Below are 21,383 nucleotides of genomic sequence, written 5' to 3' on the forward strand. Positions count from 1 at the left end.
GGAGAGAGACATGCCATTCACACCATTTGACGACCAGGGCGAGAGCAGCACGGTTGGCGGGCTTACCGTGGAAAACGGGAGCGACCGGATAGCGGTTTACGGGCAGATGTCCATTACCCGGGACCGCAGGGGGCTCGATGACGCGCGGGCGCTGAAGGACGTGCTGGACGCCATTGTCGAGGACCTGGAGCGCCAGCCTGATCTTGCGCAGGAAATCGGGACAGGGCTGAATACGCATCCGGTCCGTAATCCATTTGCCTGATACCGATGTTTTTTGGCTATCCGGCATATGAGGTTGATGGCGACCTGTCGAAATGGCCAGAATTTACGGGATTACCGTAGTTTTCGCTTTGCAATAACTACGGTAATCCCGTATTATCGTCTCATGGATAACAGGTTTGACCTCGCAAAAGACCTGGCCAACAAGAAAAAGCACAAGCTGTCTCTGGCCTTTGGCGACCGTATTTTCGAGGACGATAATCACCTGATCTTGCCCACCATCCGCGTTGAGGATGAGGAGGATCGCTACAAAGTGGTTGGCGTCGTGGGCGAGAAGCTGTTCACCGGTGTGTTTGTCTGGCGGGACGATCTGCCCCGCTTCATTTCCGTGAGAAGGAGCAACAAAGGTGAAGAGAGAGCATATCATTCTGCCTGCTGATCCGGCGGATTCCGAAGACCGCGCGGTATCCATCGAAGGCATGGAGCGTGGGCAAAGGGCGCGGTTGATCCGTAAAACCCGTAATGATCTCGGTCTGTCTCAGGTCGAATTTGCCAGCCGTTTCCGCGTTCCTGTCGGCACGTTACGGGACTGGGAGCAGGCACGGGCGATGGCCCCCGACTTCGCTGTAGCCTACGTTCGGGTCATCGGACGGCACCCCGATATGGTCGCTCAGGCGGTGGCCTGAACTGCCTTCCCAACGAGCAGGGGATACGGCCATCAACCCCAAACGCCGGATAACCTGTTTTTCATCCGGATCGTGCCTCGGCGGCTCGTCGTGCGGTCCATCGGAAGCGGGCACGGGGAGCTGACGCTTCCTCAACCACCCTGACACGCCTGCGGCGTATCAGGGTGGCCCGTTGCGGGGATTACGGCCGCGCATCCAGCTTCAGTGTGACAGTGTCCCGGCCAGGGCGCCAAGACGGCCTTCGGCCCCGCTGCGCGGCTTCGCGACCCTCGCGGCACCTTTGCCGTCCCGCGCCTGCCGCAGGGCGTTGCCCCGCGTCAGGCGCAGGCCGACCGGCTTGCTCAGGCCGCTTCGGTCCTGACTCCCTGTCCGTGCCACCGTCTTGCCCGGGGGCAGGATGTGGCTCAGAAAAACGCCTCCATCCCCTCCACTCCCGTCACCGTCACGGGCGCTCGCCGCCCCGCACCCCGGCAGGATATGGTCTAGTAAAACGTCATCATATCGCGCTGTCCGCAAGGTATACGACGCCTTTTTTATTGTATTTAATTGGTGTTTATTGGTTATTCCTGCACGTTTACTGTTGCGCAAGATCCAGTATTGATGTAGTAATATTCATGTAAAGGGGACATCAGTTGTGTCCTGCTCCCGTTGTCTCCGGTAAAAAGGATTGGCTTTCATGAAATACCAGTGTTTCCGGCTTTCCGATCAGGACCGCACCAAGATCGTCTCAGGTGTTTCATGCGCGGCCCTTCTGGAGAAAAACGGCTATCTGCTCGACAAGGCGAAGAGCACGCGCAAGTGCCTCAAATATCGCAACGGAGCGAGCAACGTCATCGTCAATCACGAGGGACGGGGCTGGTGGCATGCAAACGGGGACGAAAAGGGCGATGTGTTTGCGCTCATGCGTCACCTGCACCCGGAAATGGGATGGCGTGATGTCTGTCTCGAACTGGGCCAGCTCATCGGCGTGGAACCGGAAGGGGCCGCCTATGTCCGCTCCCGTCCCGCCACCACCGACACCCGCGCGCCCGCGGAACGCTGGGCACAGAAAAAGAGCCTTCGTCGGGGTGGCAGGGTCTGGGACTACCTGGTCCGCGAGCGTTGCCTGCCTGAAGACGTCGTGCGGCGCGCGGCCATGAAAGGCTGCATCCGCGACGGGTATCACGCCGCCTGGTTCGCCCATACCGATGCGGACGGGAAAGTATGCGGCGCGGAGCTGCGCGGGCCGGAGACGCATATGTGTCTTGGCGGCACGATCAAGAGCCTGTTCCGCTTCCAGCCCGGCAGTGCGGCACAGGTGCGTCGCCTCGTCGTCTGCGAGGCGGCCATCGATGCGCTTTCGTTTGCGGCCCTCGACCGGGTCCGGACCCCGGATACGATGTACTGCTCGACCGGTGGCGCCATGGGGCCGGAGACGAAGGCGGCGATCCGGGCGCATCTGGCCGACATGCGGCAGATTGCCGATGCGGTCCTGATCGTTGCGACCGACGATGATGATGCGGGCGACGGTTTCGCCGACACGCTTTACGGGCTGGCTGAAGAGGCGGGTGTCGAGTTCGCCCGGCGCCTGCCGCCCGACCGTTCCAAGGATTTCAACAGCACACTCAAGAATATGGCTGCTGCGGCGGCCTGAAGGAAACAGATCATGACCGGTTCAGACCAGGCCCGCGTGGCCTACGAACTTTCCCTGCTGACCAGTCTCGGTGAGGCGGTGGATACGCTTCTTGAGGCATTCTTCCGCCATCCGGACCATCTCCGCCATATCGTGGCTACGGTGCGGCTGGGCAAGGACATCCCGTGGGTGCTGGCCGCCTGTGATGGCGGGACGCTGGATGCGACCGGTCTGGTGGTTGGCGGGGCGTGGAACGGAAAGCGCTGGGATTTTGACGCGGGCTTCACGCTGTTCACCTGTGAGCGCATGCCCGCAGGCGAGTTTGTGGAAATGGCGCCCGGGAAAGGTCGGGTCCGCGTTCAGGGGACGCTGCCTGGAACGGGACCGCTCAGGCCCGACATGAAAGCGCTTCAGGCCGAGATCGCGCGTGCGACGGCCATATGGTCACGACGGGCAGATCTCGTGCAGGAATGGCTGCTCGAAACCGGTGCCCGTGAAGACGCGGCCTTCCCCCAGACCTTTGTCGAACTGCGCTTCGCGGCGGACTGTTACCGGGGGCTCGTCATCGGGGGGGAAAAAGACCGCGAGGGCCGCTGGGACTATGGCGGGATCGTAACACTGTTTCTGCCTGACGGCAGGATCGTGGATCTGGATGCGGCACAGGCCGACATGGTGGAGGAACTGGTCTATGGCCGGCATGCAGACCTTTCCCGGTGAGGCCATGCTGGCGGGGCTGACGCCGCCGCAGCGCCAGGCCGCGCGACAGGAAGGTGCGGTTGTCGTGCTGGCCGGGGCGGGAACCGGCAAGACCCGCACGCTGGTGGCCGGCGTGGTCGACCGTATCGGGCGACGGAATATCGCACCTTCGCGCATCCTCGCCGTTACCTTCACCAACCGGGCCGCCGAGGAAATGCGCAGCCGCATTGCAGATGCCGTGGGCGCGGAGCGTGCCCCCGGATGGATCGGCACCTTCCACGCGCATGGCCGTCGCCAGCTGCGCACCGACCCCGACATCGCGCTGCTACGTGACGGCTTCGGTATCGCTGATGCCGAGGACAGCAGGCGTATCGTGCGCAGGTTGCTTCAGGCGGCAACGGCGGACGGGGCGCTGGACGCGCAGGACGGCGATACGTTCCGGCAACGGGTGAAATCCGTCACCACGCGCATTGCGCTGTTCAAGGATGATCTGGTGCTCCCGCAACAGGCGGCCGCTGGCGTCGAGGCCCTGGTGCAGCGCTATCCGGGCCAGACGCCCGAAGATGTCATGGCGTGGCATCTGGCCGCGGCTCTCTACCCGGCCTATCAGGAAGCGCTGCGTGAGGCGAACATGGCCGATTTTGGCGATCTGCTTTTATGGCCCACGGTGACGATGCAGCGCGACGAGGATTACCGGCTTGACTGGGGGCGGCGCTTTGATGCCATCCTCGCCGATGAGTTTCAGGACGTGAACCGCCTCCAGTACCAGTGGCTGCAGCTACTCAGCCGGGACCATGGCGAGATCTTCGCGGTAGGCGATGACGCGCAGTCGATTTACGGCTGGCGTGGGGCCAATGTGGGCTATATCCGCAATTTTATCAATGACTTCCCCGGCGGCACGATGATCGCGCTGGAACAGAACTTCCGGTCCACGGGACATATCCTCTCGGCGGCCAATGCCGTGATCGCCCTTGATTCCGGTCGCCTGGAAAAGACCCTGTTTACCGCAACCGGGGCAGGGGACCCGATCGAGACCATGGAATTCAGTGGCGGTCTCGAGGAGGCGCAGGGCATCGCATTTGAAATCGGGCGCCGCCTGCTCGAAGGCGTGGCGCCCGACGACATCGCGATCCTCTACCGGTTCAATTTCATGTCGCGCCTGCTCGAAGAACAGCTTCTGAAAGCGAAAATTCCCTACGAACTGGTCAATGACACCGCATTCTGGCAGCGCGGGGTCATCCGGGATGCGCTGGCATTGCTCAGGCTGGCCTCATGCCCGGACGACATGCACAGTGATGAGGCGTTCCGGCGCGTGATCAACCAGCCCGCGCGTGGGGTTGGCGCAAAAACGCTGGCGAAGATCGAGGCGGTGGCGGAACAGGACTATGTGTCGCTGTTTCAGGCGGCAGAGCAGCTCTTTGGCAGCGCACGGGGCAGGTCTGCTGACAGGGTGCGGACATTCCTGTCCACCATCCGCGAAATCAGCGCGTCGGGGGATGCCCCGCTGGCAGAGCGTATCCGTGAACTGCTTGACCGGACCGGGTATGCGGACATGTACCGAGCGGCGGGTGAGGACGGGCGCGCCGCGCTGGAAAACCTTGAGGAACTGGTCGGTCTCTGTGTTGAGTTCGCGACCCTTGCGGATCTCTTCGATCATGCGGCACTTGGATCGGTCTCGGGGCAGGCATCCGGAGAAGGTAGGGTCCGCCTGATGACGATCCACGCCGCGAAGGGACTGGAATATGGCCATGTCTTCCTGATGGGCTGGGAAGACCGGCTGTTTCCGTCCGCCACCAACCCGGACGCTGATGAGGAGCGCAGGCTGGCCTACGTCGCCCTGACGCGGGGCCGCCGACGCGTCGCGGTCACCTGGTGTGCATGGCGAGGTGGCAGGTTTGCCGAACCTTCGGTATTCCTGTCGGAAATACCACCCCGGGCCCTATGCCGTGGCTGGCTGAGAAACCGCCTCAGTGGTACGGCCTCGTCCCCGTCGGGGCACAGGGTCTGAATGCGGGAAGGAACGCCGTCAGCATGTCCGTTACAGGAAAGCCCGCGATGCAGACCAAGGCGACGGCGCCCCGTACGCCGGGCCACGCATGGGCCCATCAATGCGAAACCTGTGGCGAAGGCGCAGCGTTCGGGTGCGCCGACCGCCAGGGCGTGACGCACTGATTCTGCGGCGATCATCGCCGGGAGGGCGAAAGACGCACCCGGCGCGTGTGACGCCCTTTTTTCGTGCCCGCCTGCATGGACCCACAACCGGGCGGGAAATACTGCCATCATGAAAAACTCTCTCGATACATGTGTGGCATATGCGGGCGGTTCGCCGGCTTATGCCCATGGAAGGCTCATGCAGCTCGCACAGGTTGCGGGACGGGAACTTGATGGACATGGGAACCGGGTTGCCGCCATCGCGCCGATCGTTTTCGATGCCGCCGGTCTGCCCACGGGACTGCGCCACCTGCTTCTTATTGGCGCCCGGCTGCATGATATCGGCAAACGGTGGGTTCCGCCCGCCATCCTGTATGCGCCGCGTCGGCTGACAGCCCCCGAATGGACGATCATGATGCGCCATCCCGCTTACGGCATGACGATCGTCGGCAGGCATGTCTCGCACATCCCCCGCATCGTCCGGGACTGCGTTCTGCTGCACCACGAACGCTGGGATGGAAGTGGATATCCGCATGGTCTGGCCGGGCCGGATATCCCGGTCATGGCACGTATCGTCGGCATTGCCGATTTCATCGACGCACTGGCCTCCCGGCGCAGCTACAAGCCACCTGTGCCCATGGATGTGGTGCGCTCAATCCTTTTGCGCGAGCGGGGCAGGATGTTCGATCCCTATCTGACCGATCGGGCGGTACGGCATTACGACCGGATCATCGCAGCCCGGCTTGCGCAATCGGGCAATACAGGAACGGAAGGGAATTCTGGCCATGTCTGACTGGATCACGTTCGGTAATGGACGTAGGGGCCGGCGTAGCTGGGACATGGATCCACGCATGGTGGAGAGATGGCAGCGCCTTCTGGCGGCGGCCCACGGTGCGGACAGACGACCCCATTGCGACTGTCTCCATGAGGGCCACCATCTTGAACTGGTCGTCAGGCGGGCAGAGCGGCTGCAGGCCGGAAGGCAGGTGGAGGCCTATCATATCGCGCGTTTCCCAGGGCAGGGGGCACTGCATCACCCTTCCTGTCCGTTCCATGAAACGGATGTCCGCCGGAGCGGGCGGAGCGGGTATGAAGAGGGTGTCGTCCGGGAAATGGCGAATGGCGACCTGCGGGTTGCGTTGCGCCGTGGTCTTCGTATCCGTGACAGGGCGGATGTGCCCCCGGCAGTCGCCCCCACCGCCGGGGCGGCAGCCAATGGCGCAGGGGGCGCGCCGCGACAGGCGCGCATGACCGAGCTTGGTCTGTTGCATCTCCTGTGGGAACAGGCGCGTTTCAACACCTGGAGCCCCGATATCGGTCGGCGGCGCAGGTGGTGGACAGGTGTAAGACAGGCGCTGGTGACGGCAGCTGGCGACATCACCACAGGGCGCAACCAGCATCTTGGGGACCGGCTCGCCATGGTTGGCTATGGCGATAAGGATGGTCCGGCGCTGCTGCGTCGCACGGCGCGCTCCTGTGGCGATACATGGCGTATCCTGCTGCTGGGCGTAGTGGACTCCATAACGTTGCGCAGGGGGCGGCAGGACACTGGCTTCGTTTCGATCTGCTTCGACGGTGCAGCGGGATATGACCTGCGTGTATCGGCACATGCCGACTGGAAGCAGCGCCTTGCCCGGCGTTTCCCCATGGCCATGACAGCGCTGGATCAGCGCCGCGGAACGCGCGCGATCCGGGTGATCGGGCTTGTTACCGCGACGGTAAGGGTCGGTTGTGATGGCGATCGGGTTCGGATCGGGGCATGGGCGGATGATGTGGCGCTTATGGAAGTGGAGCCCGATACGCTGGTCCCGGTTGCGAGCGCTCCGGAACTTGCTGTCGCCAGTGATCTGGTGAAGGCGCGTCGGGCGTTCATCAAGCCCCTGCGCTTTGATGCGCATCGTGATGTCGTACATCCTGACTTCGTGCTGACCGACACGGCTGACCCGCGCGGAACGCCGATGGAGGTCTTCGGGCGTGACGATGAGGCTTACGCCGCCCGGCGCCAGGAGAAGATCCGGTATTACAACGACGTTTATGGGCAGAATGAGTGGTGGTGCTGGAATGCCGCGGCTGCACCGCGGGACATTCCGCCATTTCCGCCTGTTCTGGATCGGGGTGACAGGCCCGGAGCCTGAACCGGTCGGGTTAACGTCACGACGACGGAAAGGGACTGTAAAGACCGATCCTACGGTCCCTGTCCGCACCCACAAACGAGCGATCCATACTTCAGGCATACAACCCTGGAGGAAAAAATGGCGCGACGTTCGGTGCGCCGGCCAGTGCCGGTGCCATATGCACGCATGAACGAGACAGACCGGGAGCGGGCGCGGGGGCTGATACTCGCCCATGTCCGTAACGCGCTCGTGGCAGGTCCCCATGCAGTCCTCGAACTGAGGAAGGGACTGCCAGCCGAGATCCTCGGTGCATTCCCGGTTGTCCTTGGTGAAATGGTGGAGGCGGGGGAGATAGCCTCCATGGGCCACAGCGTCTACGCGCGTGTTCCATGGATGCCAGCGACGCGGAAGGTCGTGGCATCGCCGGTCAAGGACATGGTGTTTGCGGCCCTCTCGGAACTTGCGAGGGAAGGCAGTCTGCCTTCCGAACTGGCAGAGAAGCTGGTGTTGCCCGTCAGGGAGGTGGAGCGCGCGCTCGAATCTCTTGAAGGTGAAGGGGTGGTTCATGAAAGCCGCATACCGGGCCGCTACCGTCCGGTGAGCCGCCGGATGGCATCCCATGTGCGTCGTGGCGCGGCGGGTCGTGTGTTTGCTGATGTGCTGTCCCATGCCTGAGGGGGGGACGGTGACACTCCCGCTCCCGTTGCGGCATGTGCCTGCGGCGAATGGGCGTTACGACAGTGGTCGGCGGATCAGGGCGGGCACCCTCATCCGTGCCTGTCTGTTCGATATCGGCTGGCCGCTTCGTCAGGCGGCCCGGCGGTCAGGATATAGCCGCAACCGCGTCGGGGAGTTTGCGGCGGGGGAGCCCGCCGATCCTGAATTCGTCGCGTGGCTGTGCGCGTTGCGTGCCATCCATAAGCGGTTTTCGTCGCCATTCGCCCGGTCGATCAATGTCACGGGCAACCGGCCGCCTTACCGGGGACGAGAGGTGTACCGGGCGATTACGGTTATCGGCTGGTCGACCCGGCTGCTGGCTGCACGGATGGGCGAGCACCGCACGGCCCTGTCGCGCCACCTTGACCGGGGAGGCGCGCTGGAGCCGCGGTCGTCGCGCTGGCTGGAGCTGCTTGAAACGGGGCATGAGACCTATCCCCGTCCAGAATATCGGGTTTTCACAACAGATACGGAAGGATTCTCCCATGTTTGATGAGGGTGAAGCGGATGGCGGCGCGGGTGCCGCTGCCGTTGGTGGGATCGCGGCCGACCGGCTGCGTAGCATAATTGAACGCGTGGAGCGCCTTGAGGAAGAGCGCAAGGCGTTGGCTGGCGACATCAAGGACATCTACACCGAAGCAAAATCGGCAGGTTTTGATGTGAAGACCATACGCCAGATCATCCGGATCCGCAGGCTGGAGCCTGCGGCTGTGGAAGAGCACGAGATGCTTCTGGATCTCTATCGCCGTGCGCTGGGAATGTGAGGGAGCCTGTCGATGCAAACATTGCCCCGCGGCGCCGCGGGTCTCGGTTTTCCAATGGCAGGCGGCAGCTCGCCAGTGGCGAGATGTGATGCGCACCTGCAGATATCCATCAGGCTTCACGGCTTCGAGGATAATGTCCTTCCCGGGGCTACCGCCGGTGTGGACCGGCGCGGCACACAGGTTGCTGCGCTATCTCTCCTGCTGGCGAGTGATGCATTCGATGGCTTCTCGGTCATCGATCAGCTGGGCCCGACTGTCGTTCCCTTCGTCCATGCGCCCTTCCTGCCCATGACGTGGCCACTACTGGTGGTGGTCGTTCTGATTTCCCTTGTGGCAGGACTATGGGCCGGGCGGGAATTGCGCGACATCCGTGCATCCATGCCGATCATGGGCCGGTTGCGGCATTTTCTACGCTTTGGGATGTTCGGTGGCGCGGCGCTCGGGTGTCTTATGGCGCATTTTCTGTGCTGAATCTGATGTCAGATCATAATCTACCGGCCAGACGCGTGAGAAAATCCCTTCCGCAGGATACATACCCACATGAGCACATACGTGGGTATGACACGAGGAAAAGGCTGCAGTCGCCCTCATGTCGAACATATGGGATCTGCGCTCTCTGTCCGCATAGCGGACACTTTAGGTGATCTTGCCCGAAGGGCTCTCCGGCACCATCTTCCAAACCATCAGGAATCATCCTCTTTTTGCGGAATATTGCCATGCATGTCTCTTCGGAAACGCATCCTTTGGTCGTCATCTGCGGTTATGGACCGGGCGTTTCCCATGCCGTAGCCCAGCAATGGGCACGGTCAGGTTATCGCCTCGCTCTCGTCGCGCGTAATCGCGAAAAGCTGGACAAGGCGGCCGCGCAGTTCAAGGTCGAGGGTATTGAGGCCCATGCCTACAGCGCAAATCTGGCCGACCCGGAGGCCGTGACTAGAACCATCGCCCAGATCGAGGCCGATCTGGGTGCGATCTCGACGCTGCATTGGAACGCCTTCACTTATGCCGCCGGCAATCTGCTTGAAGCGACCACCGTCGAACTGCAATCCTTGCTGGATATAACGCTTCATGGCTTCTTTGCTGCTGTGCGAGCCGCCCTTTCTGGTCTGCGCGCCCAAAAGGGCGAGGTTCTGGTGACAGGTGGCGGCTTCGGTTTCTTCGATGACGAGGTCGATGCCTTCGTCGCCCGGATCGGAGCGATGGGCGGTGCCGTCGCCAAGGCAGCCCTACACAAGGCCGTGGGCGTTCTGCACCAGAAACTGGCGGCGGATGATGTCTATGTAGGCGAGGTGGTCATCAACTCCATGGTGAAGAACACCTCTTTCGAGGATAGCACCTCTACCTTGCTGCCGGAAACTGTCGCAGCCATGTTCTGGGATCTGCACATGAGCCGTAAGGCGGTGTCAATCACCACGATCTGATCACGAAATTTCCGTGTCGGAGAGGCACCGGCGTCTGCACCGGCACTGTCATGACTGTGGGGAGCGTCTCGCGATCAACCTTGGCATGATCATCGTCGCCGGAGTGAGCGCATTCGCAAGAGTCGTCCATTTGAATGACCGGTTTTACCCAACGCCCCGCGCAAAGCAGACCGACCGCAATCCCCCCCCTAAACTGCCTGTCCGCTCAAGGAACATGAAGCGGACAGGCGGCAGACGCCCTCATGTCGGACATACGCGCCTGTGAACAGCTTTCCGCACAGCGGACATAAGCAGCACGGTGCTTCGTGGCCAAATTGGGTCGGTGCCAGACCGTTCGCTATTGGGCTGATCTAGCCATAAGCGGACGTATCACTTATTAAACGTAAGATCGGAAGAGGCACCTTTGCGACCCTCAGGGCCGCCCAATTGAGGACGATGTCTGGCAGAGTCAACTGGCATATTAGGTCAGTGAAGGAGGCGTTGACGGATACGCTAGCTGCTCTCCCGCCACGAGCGCCATCCGCACCAATTCGGATAGAGTACGAGCGTCCATTTTCGTCATGAGATTGGCTCGATAAATCTCTATGGTTCGCGGGCTTATTTCAAGCTCGCGCGCAATAGCTTTGTTCGATTGGCCATCAACAAGACCGCGGAGAACCTGTCGTTCCCTATTCGTCAGAACGGCGATCCGCTGACGAACGACATGCGCCGGCGTCCGGCCGGCACTGATCTCGTCGCCACTTTGCAGAGCAGAAGCCACCGCCTCGAGGATGGAATGATCGTCGAACGGTTTTTCGATGAAGTCACGAGCGCCAGCCTTCATCGCCTGCACAGCCAGAGGGACATCGGCATGTCCCGTGATCACGATGACCGGCAAGACTGGCCTGATGTCCTGAAGATGGCTGACGAGATCAAGGCCGTCCATACCGGGCATCCGGATATCGGTGACGACGCAACCATGCGCGATCTGATCGAGAATACTGAGGAATTCATCCGCCGATGAATAGGTCCGTGCGGTATACCCCGATGCAAGCAGCAGAAAGGCAAGGGACTCACGCACGGCCTCGTCATCGTCGATCACATGAACGATACAATCAGGTTTCATTCGCCAAACCCCTCTATCCGGGCGCAGGGGAGCGTAAAAAGAAAACACGTCCCACCTTCGGGTTCAGGCTGCGCCCAGATGCGCCCTCCATGAGCCTCGACGATGGTGCGGCAAATCGACAGGCCTACCCCCATGCCATGATCCTTCGTTGTCGAGAAAGGCTCGAACAGCTTACCTGCGATCTCCGGACTTACTCCAGCCCCGGAATCCGTCACGCTAATTCGCGCCATGCCCTCGAAGGCGTCAATTGCGACGACAAGGCGTCGCTCGTCGCAATCCTCCATAGCTTCCACGGCATTACGGATTAAGTTGAGCAGCACCTGCTGAATCTGGATCTTGTCCGCGATGACCTGATCGACATTGGAATCCAGCCGAAAGGACACATTGATCCCGCGCTCCGCAATGCCGACCAGCGCCAGCACCGCCATCTCCTCTACAAGCGCTGTCAGGCTCTGCAGCCCCAGATCCCCTTCTCCTCGCGAGACGAACTCCCGCAAGGATCGTATGATCTGGCCTGCCCTCAGAGCTTGTGCCACCGCTTTGTCCATGGCCTCCTGCACGCGCTCGTTCTGCCCGCTTCCCGTTTGCAGAAGACGACGGCTGCCATTGAGAAAATTTGTAATTGCCGTCAGTGGCTGGTTGAGTTCATGCGCCAGTGTGGCCGCCATCTCACCCATTGCCGACAGGCGGGAGATATGCGTGACTTCGGCCTGCAACTGTCGCATGCGGCGATCCGCCTCCTCACGCTCCGTAAGGTCACGAAGGAAAACAATCACAAATGGCCGCCCTCCCGAACTCAGGCGACCTATGGACAGATCGACGGGGATCGTCGTCTCGTCCCCCCGACGGGCAGTTGACGCAAACCCCTGTCTGTCGAGAACCGGAGGCGCACCAAGCTCCGGGACGATGGCCGCGATATTCACTCCAATCGCCTCCATCGCATTCCATCTCAGAAGAGTCTCGGCCGCATGACTGAATGACCGCACAATGCCCTGCTCATCCAGAATGATTATGGCATCGGGAACTGCATCGAGGATGGAACGTAGATGGGTTTCGCGTTCGAGGATGCGTTGCGCCATCGCAGCCGTCCGCCTGCGAGCGCGCAGCAGCCATTCGCCCCCACAGGTGATCAGAACGCAGAGTGTCGCAAACAGAAGCGTTTCAACCCAGTTTTCGATTGACGGGGCGCCATCATACGCCAAAAGCAGGGAACCCAGCGCCGAGGCAAGGATCGCCGCAACGAGACCGGGCAAGAGGCCGCCAGTCACAGCGCCAACAAGCACCCCGGGAAGAAGAAGGAGAAACAATGTTCTGGTGCTGCCAAGAAGCGGGGAGATCAGACAGCGTGAAAGCGCCCCCAGTATCACGAGCCCCAACGCAGCCAGAGAAGCGGTTACGAGGTGCCTGTGGCGTGCCCGCACCATGATCTCTTGATTTGACAGATCCCAGAAGTCCCTCAATGACGCTCTCACTTTGGCGGTGAACGATCGACCAGACAAAAGCAACTCCGTAATTGTACGTAGTATCCTTGATTCAGAAAAAGCTGCAACTTTAAGCTCTCAACAGCTTCACTCATTGTGGTGGTTGCAAAAGATGGAGGGCTTCGATCTTGATCTAAACAATTTATGGTTTTCCATAGAATAGTATAGAGGTCACCATAATATCATATTTAATTTAATATCTATCATGCGGCAGCGTTATTTTTAATTTCCTGCAATAATATTCAATTATATTAATACTATAGTTGTAATTTATAATTTCATTAATGCAATTATAGCACACATGTCACCCACAACATTCCAACAAACCCTCTCCACTCTTGAATATATAAATAAATATTTCCAAAAATATTTATTTATATATTCAAGTCCACTCAGCTATCGGGACAACCACATAATAAAACTTATGCGTGCAGGAGCAAGCAGATGACACCCTTTCATACGGAATTCACAATAAACCGACGAGGCCTGCTGCTTGGCATGAGTGCGCTTGCCACCGCCGCCAGCGTTGTACAATCTCGGACCCTTGCTGCAGCAACCGGGCAAATGCATGAGCCTGACAGCGTATTACAGTTCATGCTTCTCTCGAAACTTCTTGTTCCACACGAACTCGACCCCTTTGTCGGTCACAAAATCTACAACGCGCTCAGCGAGACCGAAGAGGGTTTTGACAATACAGTCACTGCACTTCAGGGTTTCATTAAGAAAAATGCTGTTGTCGATGTTGAACATCTCATGCCGGCACTGACTGATGTGGCACTGAAAAACTCAGCCTTGAAAATAATATCAGCCTGGTATTCAGGCGTAGTGCACGGCAAATCGGGCGATCGCGTTGTCGCCTTTGAAGAGGCGCTCATGTTCAAAGTCACCAACGATGTCATGACGATCCCCTCCTACGCGAAGTCAGCACCCAATGCATGGAATGCAACTGCCGTTTCCCTCCTGAACATGCCTGCGTTCTGAACTTCTCTGGAGAATTGTTCATGCCCTCCACTCTCAACAGCGATGTCGTCATCGTCGGTACTGGCGTCGTCGGCTGCCTGATCGCAGAACAGGCCCTTGATGCCGGGCTCTCCGTGCTCATGCTCGAGGCAGGCCCCCGTGTCGGTCGCGATACAATCGTTGAAAATTACCGTAACCTACCCCCCACACTGCGCAACCACTGGAATGCCCCGTATCCCCCCAAGCCATGGGCTCCGCACCTTGAAACACGCACCCCGACTGAGGCCGCATCGTATCTTGACCTGACAGGGCCGAATGCCAAAGCATACGAGCAGGGTTACGTGCGTTACGCCGGCGGCGCCACCTGGCACTGGGCCGGTATCTGCTGGCGCATGACGCCCGATGACCTGCGGCTTAAAAGCCTCTATGGCGTAGGGCGTGACTGGGCCTTTAGCTATGATGTGCTCGAACCCTACTATGCGCGGGCAGAGTATGCGATGGGTGTCTGCGGCCCCGGTGACCCAGCACTGCAATGGCCGCCGCGTACTGCGCGCTCTCGCCCCTACCCGATGGGACCCATTCCCTTTGGTCCGGGCGAGCAGCGGTTGACCGATGTTGCAGCAACCATTGGCATGCAGAACCTCCCCGCCCCGCAAGCGCGCAACAGCGGCGTTTCGTTTGATGGCCGCCCCCCGTGCTGCGGAAACAATAACTGCTTTCCAGTCTGCCCGATCGCCGCAAAATACGATGCGGCAACTGCCTTGCCCCGCATCGAGGCAAAAGGAGGCAGGATCATCACGAATGCTGTCGCCTATCGCATTGAAACAAATGCCCAGAAGAAGGTCGAGGCCGTTCACTACTACGACCCGAACAGAACCTCACATTCCGTTTCAGGCAAGATCTTTGTGCTGGCATGCAATGGCATAGAAACGCCCAAGCTCCTTCTTTTATCCGCTGATGACAAAAACCCCCGTGGTGTCGCCAATAGTTCAGATCAGGTCGGCCGCAACATGATGGATCAGCCAAAGTTGATTGCGGACATTGAAATGTCGGAACCGCTCTGGACCGGCGTAGGCCCCGTTCAGAGCAGCAGTATCATGAACACAAGCCAGGGTGATTTCCGGCGTGAGTATGCCGGTGCCATGTTCCGAATGGAAAACATGGCGCGAAGCACACTCGGGGGCTTGGCCGCTCTTGAAAAAGGTCTTTACGGAAAAGCCCTTGATCAGGAAATTCGTCGCCTTTCAGCCTGCACAGCCCGCCTGACCGTTGAGCACGAACCGCTTCCGCTCCCCTTCAACCGCCTGACCCTATCAGACAAAAAGGATTGGCTCGGCCTCAACCGCCCTAGCATCTATTACGATGTAGGCGACTATGTACGGAGAAGTGCTGAAAACTATACCGTTCCCCTTCTTAAAAAACTGGCCACTGCACTCGGCGCGACAAATATCAATATTTCACCTGAATTCTTGCACAGCGATCATATCATGGGAGGCACGATCATGGGCAACGATCCAAGCGATTCAGTTGTGGATGCAGATTGCCGGGCCCATGACCATGACAATCTTTTCCTGCCTGGTGGTGGCGCAATGACGACCGGTGGCAGCGGGAACAGCACAATCACTATGGCCGCATTGGCGCTTAAAGCTGCGGATGCAATCGTCGGGCAACTGAACCATGCTTAGAACCATACAGGCCTTCAGGCTCTCATTCCTTGCTGCTTTGGCGGGGCCGATACTCCTGTGCAGCGCCGCGTCAGCCGAAGATGGCAGTAATACAGATCCGGGTGCCTACATAGCGGTCACATCAGACTGCGTCGCCTGCCATACCGCGCCGGGCGGCAAGCCGTTTGCCGGTGGTCTGGCCATGAAAACGCCGCTGGGCACGATGTACTCAACCAACATCACGCCATCCAAAACATATGGTATCGGCGAGTATAGCGAAGCGGATTTCTCTCGTGCTGTCCGCAAAGGTATCCGCAAGGATGGGAGCAATCTCTACCCTGCAATGCCTTATACAGCATATTCTTATATGACAGATCAGGACATACACGACCTGTACCTGTATTTCATGAAATCCATTCAGCCGGTCGAAAACGCTCCGCCAAAAACGGCCCTGCCTTTTCCAATGAACATCCGCAGCTCAATGATGTTCTGGAATATCCTATTTCGTAACAACACGGTTTTCCATCCTGACCCGCAACACTCGGCAGAATGGAACAGAGGGGCTTATCTCGCACTGGGGCCAGCGCATTGCGGAACCTGCCACACGCCTCGTGGCTTTCTTATGCAGGAAGAGACCTCCAAAGCCCTTGGGGGCGCGAGCCTTGGTTCGTGGTATGCTCCCAATATCACCTCGGACAAAATCAGTGGCATAGGAAACTGGTCGCAGGATGAAATCAAGACCTACCTGAAATCAGGCCATATAGACGGTCTGGCACAGGCCGCAGGTGGTATGGGAGAAGCCGTCGAACACAGTTTCCAGCACCTGACAGAGGCAGACCTGAACGCCCTGGCGGCATACCTTGTATCAACACAGCCAGTGCGTGACCCTGCTGATGGAAATCTTTCGCGCTTTGCTCTTGGAAAGCTGGTTTCCAGTGCAGACCGTGTCAGAGGCGATCAACCCATCCGGTCGGAAGACAATCCCGATATTTCTGGTGCTGAACTGTTCATGGGAAATTGTGCATCCTGCCATAACTACAAGGCACAGGGCAGTCGCGACGGATATTATCCGTTTTTATGGCACAACTCCGTTACAGGCGCCTCCAACCCGGACAATCTGATTGCGACCATTCTTTTTGGTGTTGACCGTCATGTTGCAGGCACCCAAGCATTCATGCCCGGCTTTGGCGGAAAGAAAACAGATGCTGTACAGCTCGATGATGAGAAAATAGCCAAACTTACAAAATATGTTTTTGATACATATGGCAGGCCTCAGGTTTCTGTATCACCAGCACAAGTCGCCACGATCCGTCAGGGTGGCCCAAAATCGCCACTACTCGTTTTAAGCCGTATCGGCATGGCCGGGGGAGCCATTCTCATCGCACTTGGGTGTTTCTGGCTTTTGCGGACATTCCGTAAATAAAAGACGAAAAGGGGAGTAACTTTCATGGCCTTAGAAAAACATATTTCCTTGTATGTAAAATCAGTGATTGCTGTATGTGCAGTCAGTGTATTAACCGCCGCAGTGCCCGCATGTGCACAGGATACAAAAGAAACCACGTCAATATCCGCAGAAACAGCCAATCTGAAAAAAAATATCGTTGGCGTGTGGGGGCTTGTTTCTTACAAAGTGGAAGACAAAGAAACAGGTAAAATGATTGATGCCATGGGATCATCGCCCCGTGGGCGTGTCATTTTCACGCCTGATGGGTGGGTTGCCTTCAATCTTGAAGGCAGTGATCGACAGCCTGCAAAAACAGATGCAGACCGCGCTCATTTGATGAAAACACTCGTTGCATATATCGGTCGTTACAGAGTTGAAGGCAACCAATGGGTGACCAATGTGCAGACAGCGTGGGCGCCGGAGTGGGTTGGAACAGAGCAAAGACGCACCATAGAAATTAATGACGATTACGCCAATGTCATTACACCATGGCGTAAAATGCCTAACTGGGACTCTGGCAAGCTGTCACGCAGCATCATTCGATTTAAACGGATTGAATGATCTGTATCATTCCTGATCTCTAAATTTCAGAATTATGAAAATAAAACCACTCTAGGAGAGATAGATGTTTAGCAGACAGGCAAAGATTACTGGCACAGGAAAATCGAGAAAAATCGAGACGACAGCCAGAGGCTATAATGTTTTGCGTGACCCCGCGCTCAATAAAGGCACAGCCTTTACCCACGAGGAGCGGGATTCTCTCGAACTGAACGGGCTGCTACCACCGGTCATAACAACTGAGCTGGAACCCCAGTTAATCCGTGCTCTTTCTGCTTATCGCAAAGCACCAAGCGATCTCGATAAGCACATTTACATGTGGAGGCTTCATGATAACAACGTGACGCTGTTTTACGCCTTGCTCCAGCGTCATCTCATGGAAATGCTGCCCGTTGTGTACGATCCTGTCGTTGGGCAGGCCATAGAGCAGTATAGTGAAGTCATAACCCGCCCGCGCGGTGTTTTTCTCAGCATTAACGAGCCTGAGAAAATTGAGGAAAAACTCGCGGCGTTTGGCGCCAGCGCCGACGACATTGACCTTCTAGTTGCCAGTGATGCGGAAGAAATTCTTGGCATTGGTGACTGGGGGGCCAACGGAATTGATATCTCCATCGGTAAACTGGCCGTCTATACAGCCGCAGCAGGCGTTGACCCGCACCGCGTGATTCCGGTTGTTCTGGATGTTGGAACAAATAATGAAAAACTTCTCAACGATCCACTCTATATCGGATATCGGCATAGCCGCGTTGTCGGCAAGGTTTATGACGATTTTATCGATGCCTATGTAACAGCCGCCAAAAAACTCTTCCCCAAAGCCATGCTGCACTGGGAAGACTTCGGCTCAACAAATGCCCGCCGTATTTTAAGCCGTTTCCGTGACAAGGTTCCCACCTTTAACGACGATATGCAGGGAACCGGCGCCATTGTGCTGGCGGCATTGCTCAATGCAGTCCAGCGCAGCAATACCCTCTGGTCCGATCAGCGTGTGGTCATTCTGGGCGCCGGGACGGCCGGCGTGGGCATTGCCGATCAAATTCGTCACCAGATGGTACGGCATGGCCTGTCACAGGACGAAGCAACCCGTCGCATCTGGTTGGTGGATCTGCCCGGCCTGCTGACCGATGACATGACGCATGGACTTCTTGATTTTCAAGTAAGCTATGCCAGACCCGCTTCTGAAGTTGAGTCATGGGCTCTTACCTCAGCCGATACTCTGGCCGCCACCGAAACCAGATGGCCAGCAATGGCTACCCTCCGGCGTGAAAAAGCACAGAATGGCGGCATTATCGAACTGGCTGAAGTCGTCAAAAATGTGCATCCGACCATTCTGATCGGCACCTCAACGACCCCCCACCTCTTTACCGAAGAACTGGTGAAGGATATGGCCGCGCATGCCGAGCGACCGATTATTCTTCCGCTATCCAACCCGACCAACCTTCACGAAGCTACACCCACCCAGCTTATTGAATGGACGGAAGGGCGAGTGCTCGTCGCAACGGGTGCCCCGTTTGATAACGTTGTCTATCAGGGCGTTTCCTACACAATAGGGCAGGCGAACAATGCCGCCTTGTATCCGGGCCTTGGCTTTGGGACAATCGTATCGCGCGCACGTCAGGTTTCTGACGAAATGATCTTTTCTGCAGCACAAGCAGTCGCCAGCCAAGCAACAGATACCGCTCCCGGTTCGGCCCTTCTACCGTCCAACGCAGACCTTCGTGCAACATCAAGCGTTGTCGCCATCGAGGTTGCCCGCAAGGCGCAGGAGCAGGGTCTGGCGCAGTCTGAAATCACGGATATAGTTGAAGCCGTGAATGTACATCAGTGGTGGCCTGTTTATGGAATTGTGACCGCGGTTTAGTTAGGTGTTTAGTCCCGGGATTTGATGGGTTGGGTTGATGATGAATCGATCTGATTCTGAAGTCCATATTTTGCAGATGTATTCATAGAGCGTGAGACCGTTGAGGGTTTTGAGCCGTCGATCGAAATGATAGGCTGCCATGAAGTCATTGAGGCGCGTCTTCAACTGCTCATGGCTGTCGTAATGAAAGCGTTTGACAGTTGCTTCCTTGATCGTCCGGTTCATTCGCTCTACCTGACCATTGGTCTAGGGGTGATTGGGTTTTGTCAGGCGATGCCCGACACGTTGGCCTTGCAGATCATGCTTGAGCGCATAGAACGTGACCATGCCGAGCCCCGGTTACGGGGCTGTTCGGCGAACTGGATGCCGTTGTCCGTCAGGATAGTATGAACCTGATAAGGGACGATGCGCAGAAGATATTCGAGAAATTCCTAGGCCGTTCGTCTGTTGGCTTTGCCCACAAGCTGCGTTACCGCAAACTTTCTGGTACGGTCTATGCCCATGAAAAGGTAAAGCTTGCCTTCGGCAATCTGGACTTCGGCAATATCGAGGTGAAAGAACCCGATCGGATAGCGCTTGAAGTGCTGCCGTTTTGGCTTGTCTCCTTCGACATCAGGCAGGCGTGAAATCCCGTGACGCTGAAGACAGCGATGCAGCGCTGAGCGTGCCAGATGCGGAATGGTGGCCTGCAATGCGTAAAGGCAATCATCCAGCGGCAGTAAGGTGTGCCGACGAAAGGCCACGATCATCGCTTCGTCCGTCTCGGATAGAACCGTTGAGCGCGGCTCTTTAGGATTTGTTTTCTGATCCTCAACCGTTTGACGCTTACGCCACTTTGCAACTGTTTTCGGGTTGATCTCGAACTCCTCGCTCAGCGACGCGAGCGAAGCCTGCGATCGCTGTATTGCTGCTCGCACGGCGTGCGTGGTCGTGGCGCTCCCATGACGTATCTGTCCCATAAGGCTTCCTTCCACTCTCGTGAAAAAACCACAGCATCAAATCCCGGGACTAGGTTTCGTGGACAAAGGTTGACAGTGGACCCATGCCTTGATTCAAGGCTGTCTTTTGGAGGCCGCGTTGGGCGAGCGGATTGGACTGGCGGACGACGAGTGGGCAATCATCGGTGCACTTCTGCCGTCTGAACATGGTCGATGTTGCCGACCGGCGCAGGATAACCGCCTCTATTTCGAAGGCATGATGTGGATTGCGCGGACAGGCTCGCAGTGGCGACATCTGCCAGACGAATACGGCAAGTGGAACAGCGTGTTCCGCCGCTATCGGCGCTGGGTTACAACTGGCGTGTTCGACGCGATGCTGGAAACGCGGGCTGAAATGGTGGAGCGCGACGCCACCGCCGACATGATCGACAGCACCGTGGTCCGGGCACATCATTGTGCCGTCGGCATAAAAAAGGGGATCAGGAGACCGAGGCGCTTGGCCGATCGCGCGGTGGCTTCAGCACCAAACTCCACGCCCGATGCGATGCCAAAGGCCGCCCGCTCGGATTTGTCCTGACACCAGGGCAGACCCACGACATCCAGGGCTTCGGTCCGCTGTTCCGCATGATCGCAGACAAGATTGAGGCGCTGCTGGCCGACAAGGGCTATGACGCCGACGCCATCCGTGAGGAACTGACGAAAGCCGACGTCGAAGCGGTCATCCCCGCCAAGAGCAACCGGCGCGATCCTATCGCGCACGACCGCGAAAAATACCGCTGGCGCAACCTCGTCGAGCGTCTGTTCAACAAGCTCAAGAACTGGCGGCGCATCGCAACCCGATACGACAAAACCAAGGAATCTTACCTCGGCTTTGTCAATCTCGTGTCAGTCCTCCAGTGGATACCCTTTGTCCACGAAACCTAGCCCGATATCAGCGCTAGCCAGACCTTCTACTCCCACCTGCATAGCGGTCTTTCGGCGGCGCTCTCTTAAAC

22 protein-coding genes and 2 pseudogenes are annotated in these 21,383 nt (G+C 58.1%); 20 read left to right on the forward strand and 4 right to left on the reverse strand.

Annotated elements, in window-relative coordinates; all coding sequences use genetic code 11:
* Positions 1-10 precede the first annotated feature (10 nt).
* From KSAC_RS16560 to KSAC_RS16570, 3 genes are all read left to right on the forward strand, one after another.
* Positions 11-262, forward strand: a complete 252-nt coding sequence (locus KSAC_RS16560; protein WP_118963858.1) for a hypothetical protein — start codon at positions 11-13, stop codon at positions 260-262.
* Positions 263-385: 123 nt separating this feature from the next.
* Positions 386-658, forward strand: coding sequence for a BrnT family toxin (locus KSAC_RS16565; protein WP_132306984.1), 273 nt, complete (start codon positions 386-388; stop codon positions 656-658).
* Positions 627-905, forward strand: coding sequence for a helix-turn-helix domain-containing protein (locus KSAC_RS16570; protein WP_003625676.1), 279 nt, complete (start codon positions 627-629; stop codon positions 903-905). The genes KSAC_RS16565 and KSAC_RS16570 overlap by 32 nt, the downstream gene beginning before the upstream one ends.
* Before the next feature lie 201 nt (positions 906-1,106).
* On the opposite strand, the gene KSAC_RS17395 is transcribed toward KSAC_RS16570, so the two are convergent.
* A complete protein-coding gene (locus KSAC_RS17395; RefSeq protein ID WP_165927398.1) occupies positions 1,107-1,283 on the reverse strand; it encodes a hypothetical protein in 177 nt (58 codons plus the stop codon).
* A 298-nt stretch (positions 1,284-1,581) separates the two neighbouring features.
* On the opposite strand from KSAC_RS17395, the gene KSAC_RS16575 reads away from it, so the two are divergent.
* The 11 genes from KSAC_RS16575 to KSAC_RS16620 all read left to right on the forward strand — a co-directional run bounded on the left by KSAC_RS16575 (position 1,582) and on the right by KSAC_RS16620 (position 10,380).
* Complete coding sequence (locus KSAC_RS16575) at positions 1,582-2,538, forward strand: DUF3991 and TOPRIM domain-containing protein (RefSeq protein ID WP_132306986.1); 957 nt, start codon at positions 1,582-1,584, stop codon at positions 2,536-2,538.
* Between the two features lie 12 nt (positions 2,539-2,550).
* Positions 2,551-3,234 carry a hypothetical protein gene (locus KSAC_RS16580; RefSeq protein WP_132306988.1) on the forward strand — a complete coding sequence of 228 codons (684 nt, stop codon included), beginning with the start codon at positions 2,551-2,553 and terminating at the stop codon, positions 3,232-3,234.
* Complete coding sequence (locus KSAC_RS16585) at positions 3,206-5,221, forward strand: ATP-dependent helicase (RefSeq protein WP_243705439.1); 2,016 nt, start codon at positions 3,206-3,208, stop codon at positions 5,219-5,221. Before KSAC_RS16580 ends, KSAC_RS16585 begins: the two co-directional genes overlap by 29 nt.
* Positions 5,222-5,244: 23 nt before the next feature.
* Complete coding sequence (locus tag KSAC_RS17400) at positions 5,245-5,385, forward strand: hypothetical protein (protein ID WP_165927399.1); 141 nt, start codon at positions 5,245-5,247, stop codon at positions 5,383-5,385.
* Between the two features lie 178 nt (positions 5,386-5,563).
* A complete protein-coding gene (locus tag KSAC_RS16590; RefSeq protein WP_162900562.1) occupies positions 5,564-6,157 on the forward strand; it encodes an HD-GYP domain-containing protein in 594 nt (197 codons plus the stop codon).
* A gap of 58 nt (positions 6,158-6,215) precedes the next feature.
* Positions 6,216-7,499, forward strand: coding sequence for a DUF1173 family protein (locus KSAC_RS16595; RefSeq protein WP_165927400.1), 1,284 nt, complete (start codon positions 6,216-6,218; stop codon positions 7,497-7,499).
* 165 nt (positions 7,500-7,664) lie between these two features.
* On the forward strand, positions 7,665-8,153 hold the full coding sequence (locus KSAC_RS16600; protein ID WP_225063437.1) for a hypothetical protein: 489 nt from the start codon (positions 7,665-7,667) through the stop codon (positions 8,151-8,153).
* A 10-nt stretch (positions 8,154-8,163) separates the two neighbouring features.
* Positions 8,164-8,688 carry a transcriptional regulator gene (locus KSAC_RS16605; RefSeq protein ID WP_132306990.1) on the forward strand — a complete coding sequence of 175 codons (525 nt, stop codon included), beginning with the start codon at positions 8,164-8,166 and terminating at the stop codon, positions 8,686-8,688.
* The gene (locus tag KSAC_RS16610; RefSeq protein WP_007396083.1) at positions 8,681-8,959 is read left to right on the forward strand and encodes a DUF2312 domain-containing protein; all 279 of its coding nucleotides are present in this window, start codon (positions 8,681-8,683) and stop codon (positions 8,957-8,959) included. The genes KSAC_RS16605 and KSAC_RS16610 overlap by 8 nt, the downstream gene beginning before the upstream one ends.
* A gap of 75 nt (positions 8,960-9,034) precedes the next feature.
* Positions 9,035-9,430, forward strand: coding sequence for a hypothetical protein (locus KSAC_RS16615; protein WP_102326206.1), 396 nt, complete (start codon positions 9,035-9,037; stop codon positions 9,428-9,430).
* 245 nt (positions 9,431-9,675) lie between these two features.
* The gene (locus KSAC_RS16620; RefSeq protein ID WP_102326207.1) at positions 9,676-10,380 is read left to right on the forward strand and encodes an SDR family NAD(P)-dependent oxidoreductase; all 705 of its coding nucleotides are present in this window, start codon (positions 9,676-9,678) and stop codon (positions 10,378-10,380) included.
* A gap of 460 nt (positions 10,381-10,840) precedes the next feature.
* On the opposite strand, the gene fixJ is transcribed toward KSAC_RS16620, so the two are convergent.
* Together fixJ and KSAC_RS16630 are read right to left on the reverse strand one after the other, a co-directional pair.
* Positions 10,841-11,485: a response regulator FixJ gene (gene fixJ, locus KSAC_RS16625; RefSeq protein ID WP_102326209.1), complete on the reverse strand. Its 645-nt coding sequence runs from the start codon at positions 11,483-11,485 to the stop codon at positions 10,841-10,843.
* Positions 11,482-12,984 (reverse strand): sensor histidine kinase, encoded by a 1,503-nt coding sequence (locus tag KSAC_RS16630; protein WP_243705440.1) that lies wholly within the window; start codon positions 12,982-12,984, stop codon positions 11,482-11,484. Before KSAC_RS16630 ends, fixJ begins: the two co-directional genes overlap by 4 nt.
* Positions 12,985-13,410: 426 nt before the next feature.
* On the opposite strand from KSAC_RS16630, the gene KSAC_RS16635 reads away from it, so the two are divergent.
* The 5 genes from KSAC_RS16635 (at position 13,411) to KSAC_RS16655 (ending at position 19,450) form a co-directional block, all read left to right on the forward strand.
* Positions 13,411-13,947 carry a sorbitol dehydrogenase family protein gene (locus KSAC_RS16635; RefSeq protein ID WP_102326213.1) on the forward strand — a complete coding sequence of 179 codons (537 nt, stop codon included), beginning with the start codon at positions 13,411-13,413 and terminating at the stop codon, positions 13,945-13,947.
* Positions 13,948-13,967: 20 nt separating this feature from the next.
* Entirely contained in the window at positions 13,968-15,611 is a 1,644-nt protein-coding gene (locus tag KSAC_RS16640) for a GMC family oxidoreductase (protein ID WP_102326215.1), read from the forward strand.
* A complete protein-coding gene (locus KSAC_RS16645) occupies positions 15,604-17,013 on the forward strand; it encodes a c-type cytochrome (RefSeq protein ID WP_102326216.1) in 1,410 nt (469 codons plus the stop codon). Before KSAC_RS16640 ends, KSAC_RS16645 begins: the two co-directional genes overlap by 8 nt.
* A 24-nt stretch (positions 17,014-17,037) precedes the next feature.
* Complete coding sequence (locus KSAC_RS16650; RefSeq protein ID WP_102326218.1) at positions 17,038-17,595, forward strand: lipocalin-like domain-containing protein; 558 nt, start codon at positions 17,038-17,040, stop codon at positions 17,593-17,595.
* A gap of 64 nt (positions 17,596-17,659) precedes the next feature.
* Entirely contained in the window at positions 17,660-19,450 is a 1,791-nt protein-coding gene (locus tag KSAC_RS16655) for an NAD-dependent malic enzyme (protein ID WP_102326220.1), read from the forward strand.
* Here KSAC_RS16655 and KSAC_RS16660 read toward each other — a convergent pair.
* Positions 19,451-20,409 (reverse strand): annotated as a pseudogene (locus KSAC_RS16660) (IS481 family transposase).
* Positions 20,410-20,527: 118 nt separating this feature from the next.
* Here KSAC_RS16660 and KSAC_RS16665 point away from each other — a divergent pair.
* Positions 20,528-21,312, forward strand: a pseudogene (locus KSAC_RS16665) (IS5 family transposase).
* Positions 21,313-21,383: the final 71 nt, after the last annotated feature.

Source organism: Komagataeibacter saccharivorans, from assembly GCF_004348195.1.
In the GTDB taxonomy this organism is placed as follows: domain Bacteria; phylum Pseudomonadota; class Alphaproteobacteria; order Acetobacterales; family Acetobacteraceae; genus Komagataeibacter; species Komagataeibacter saccharivorans.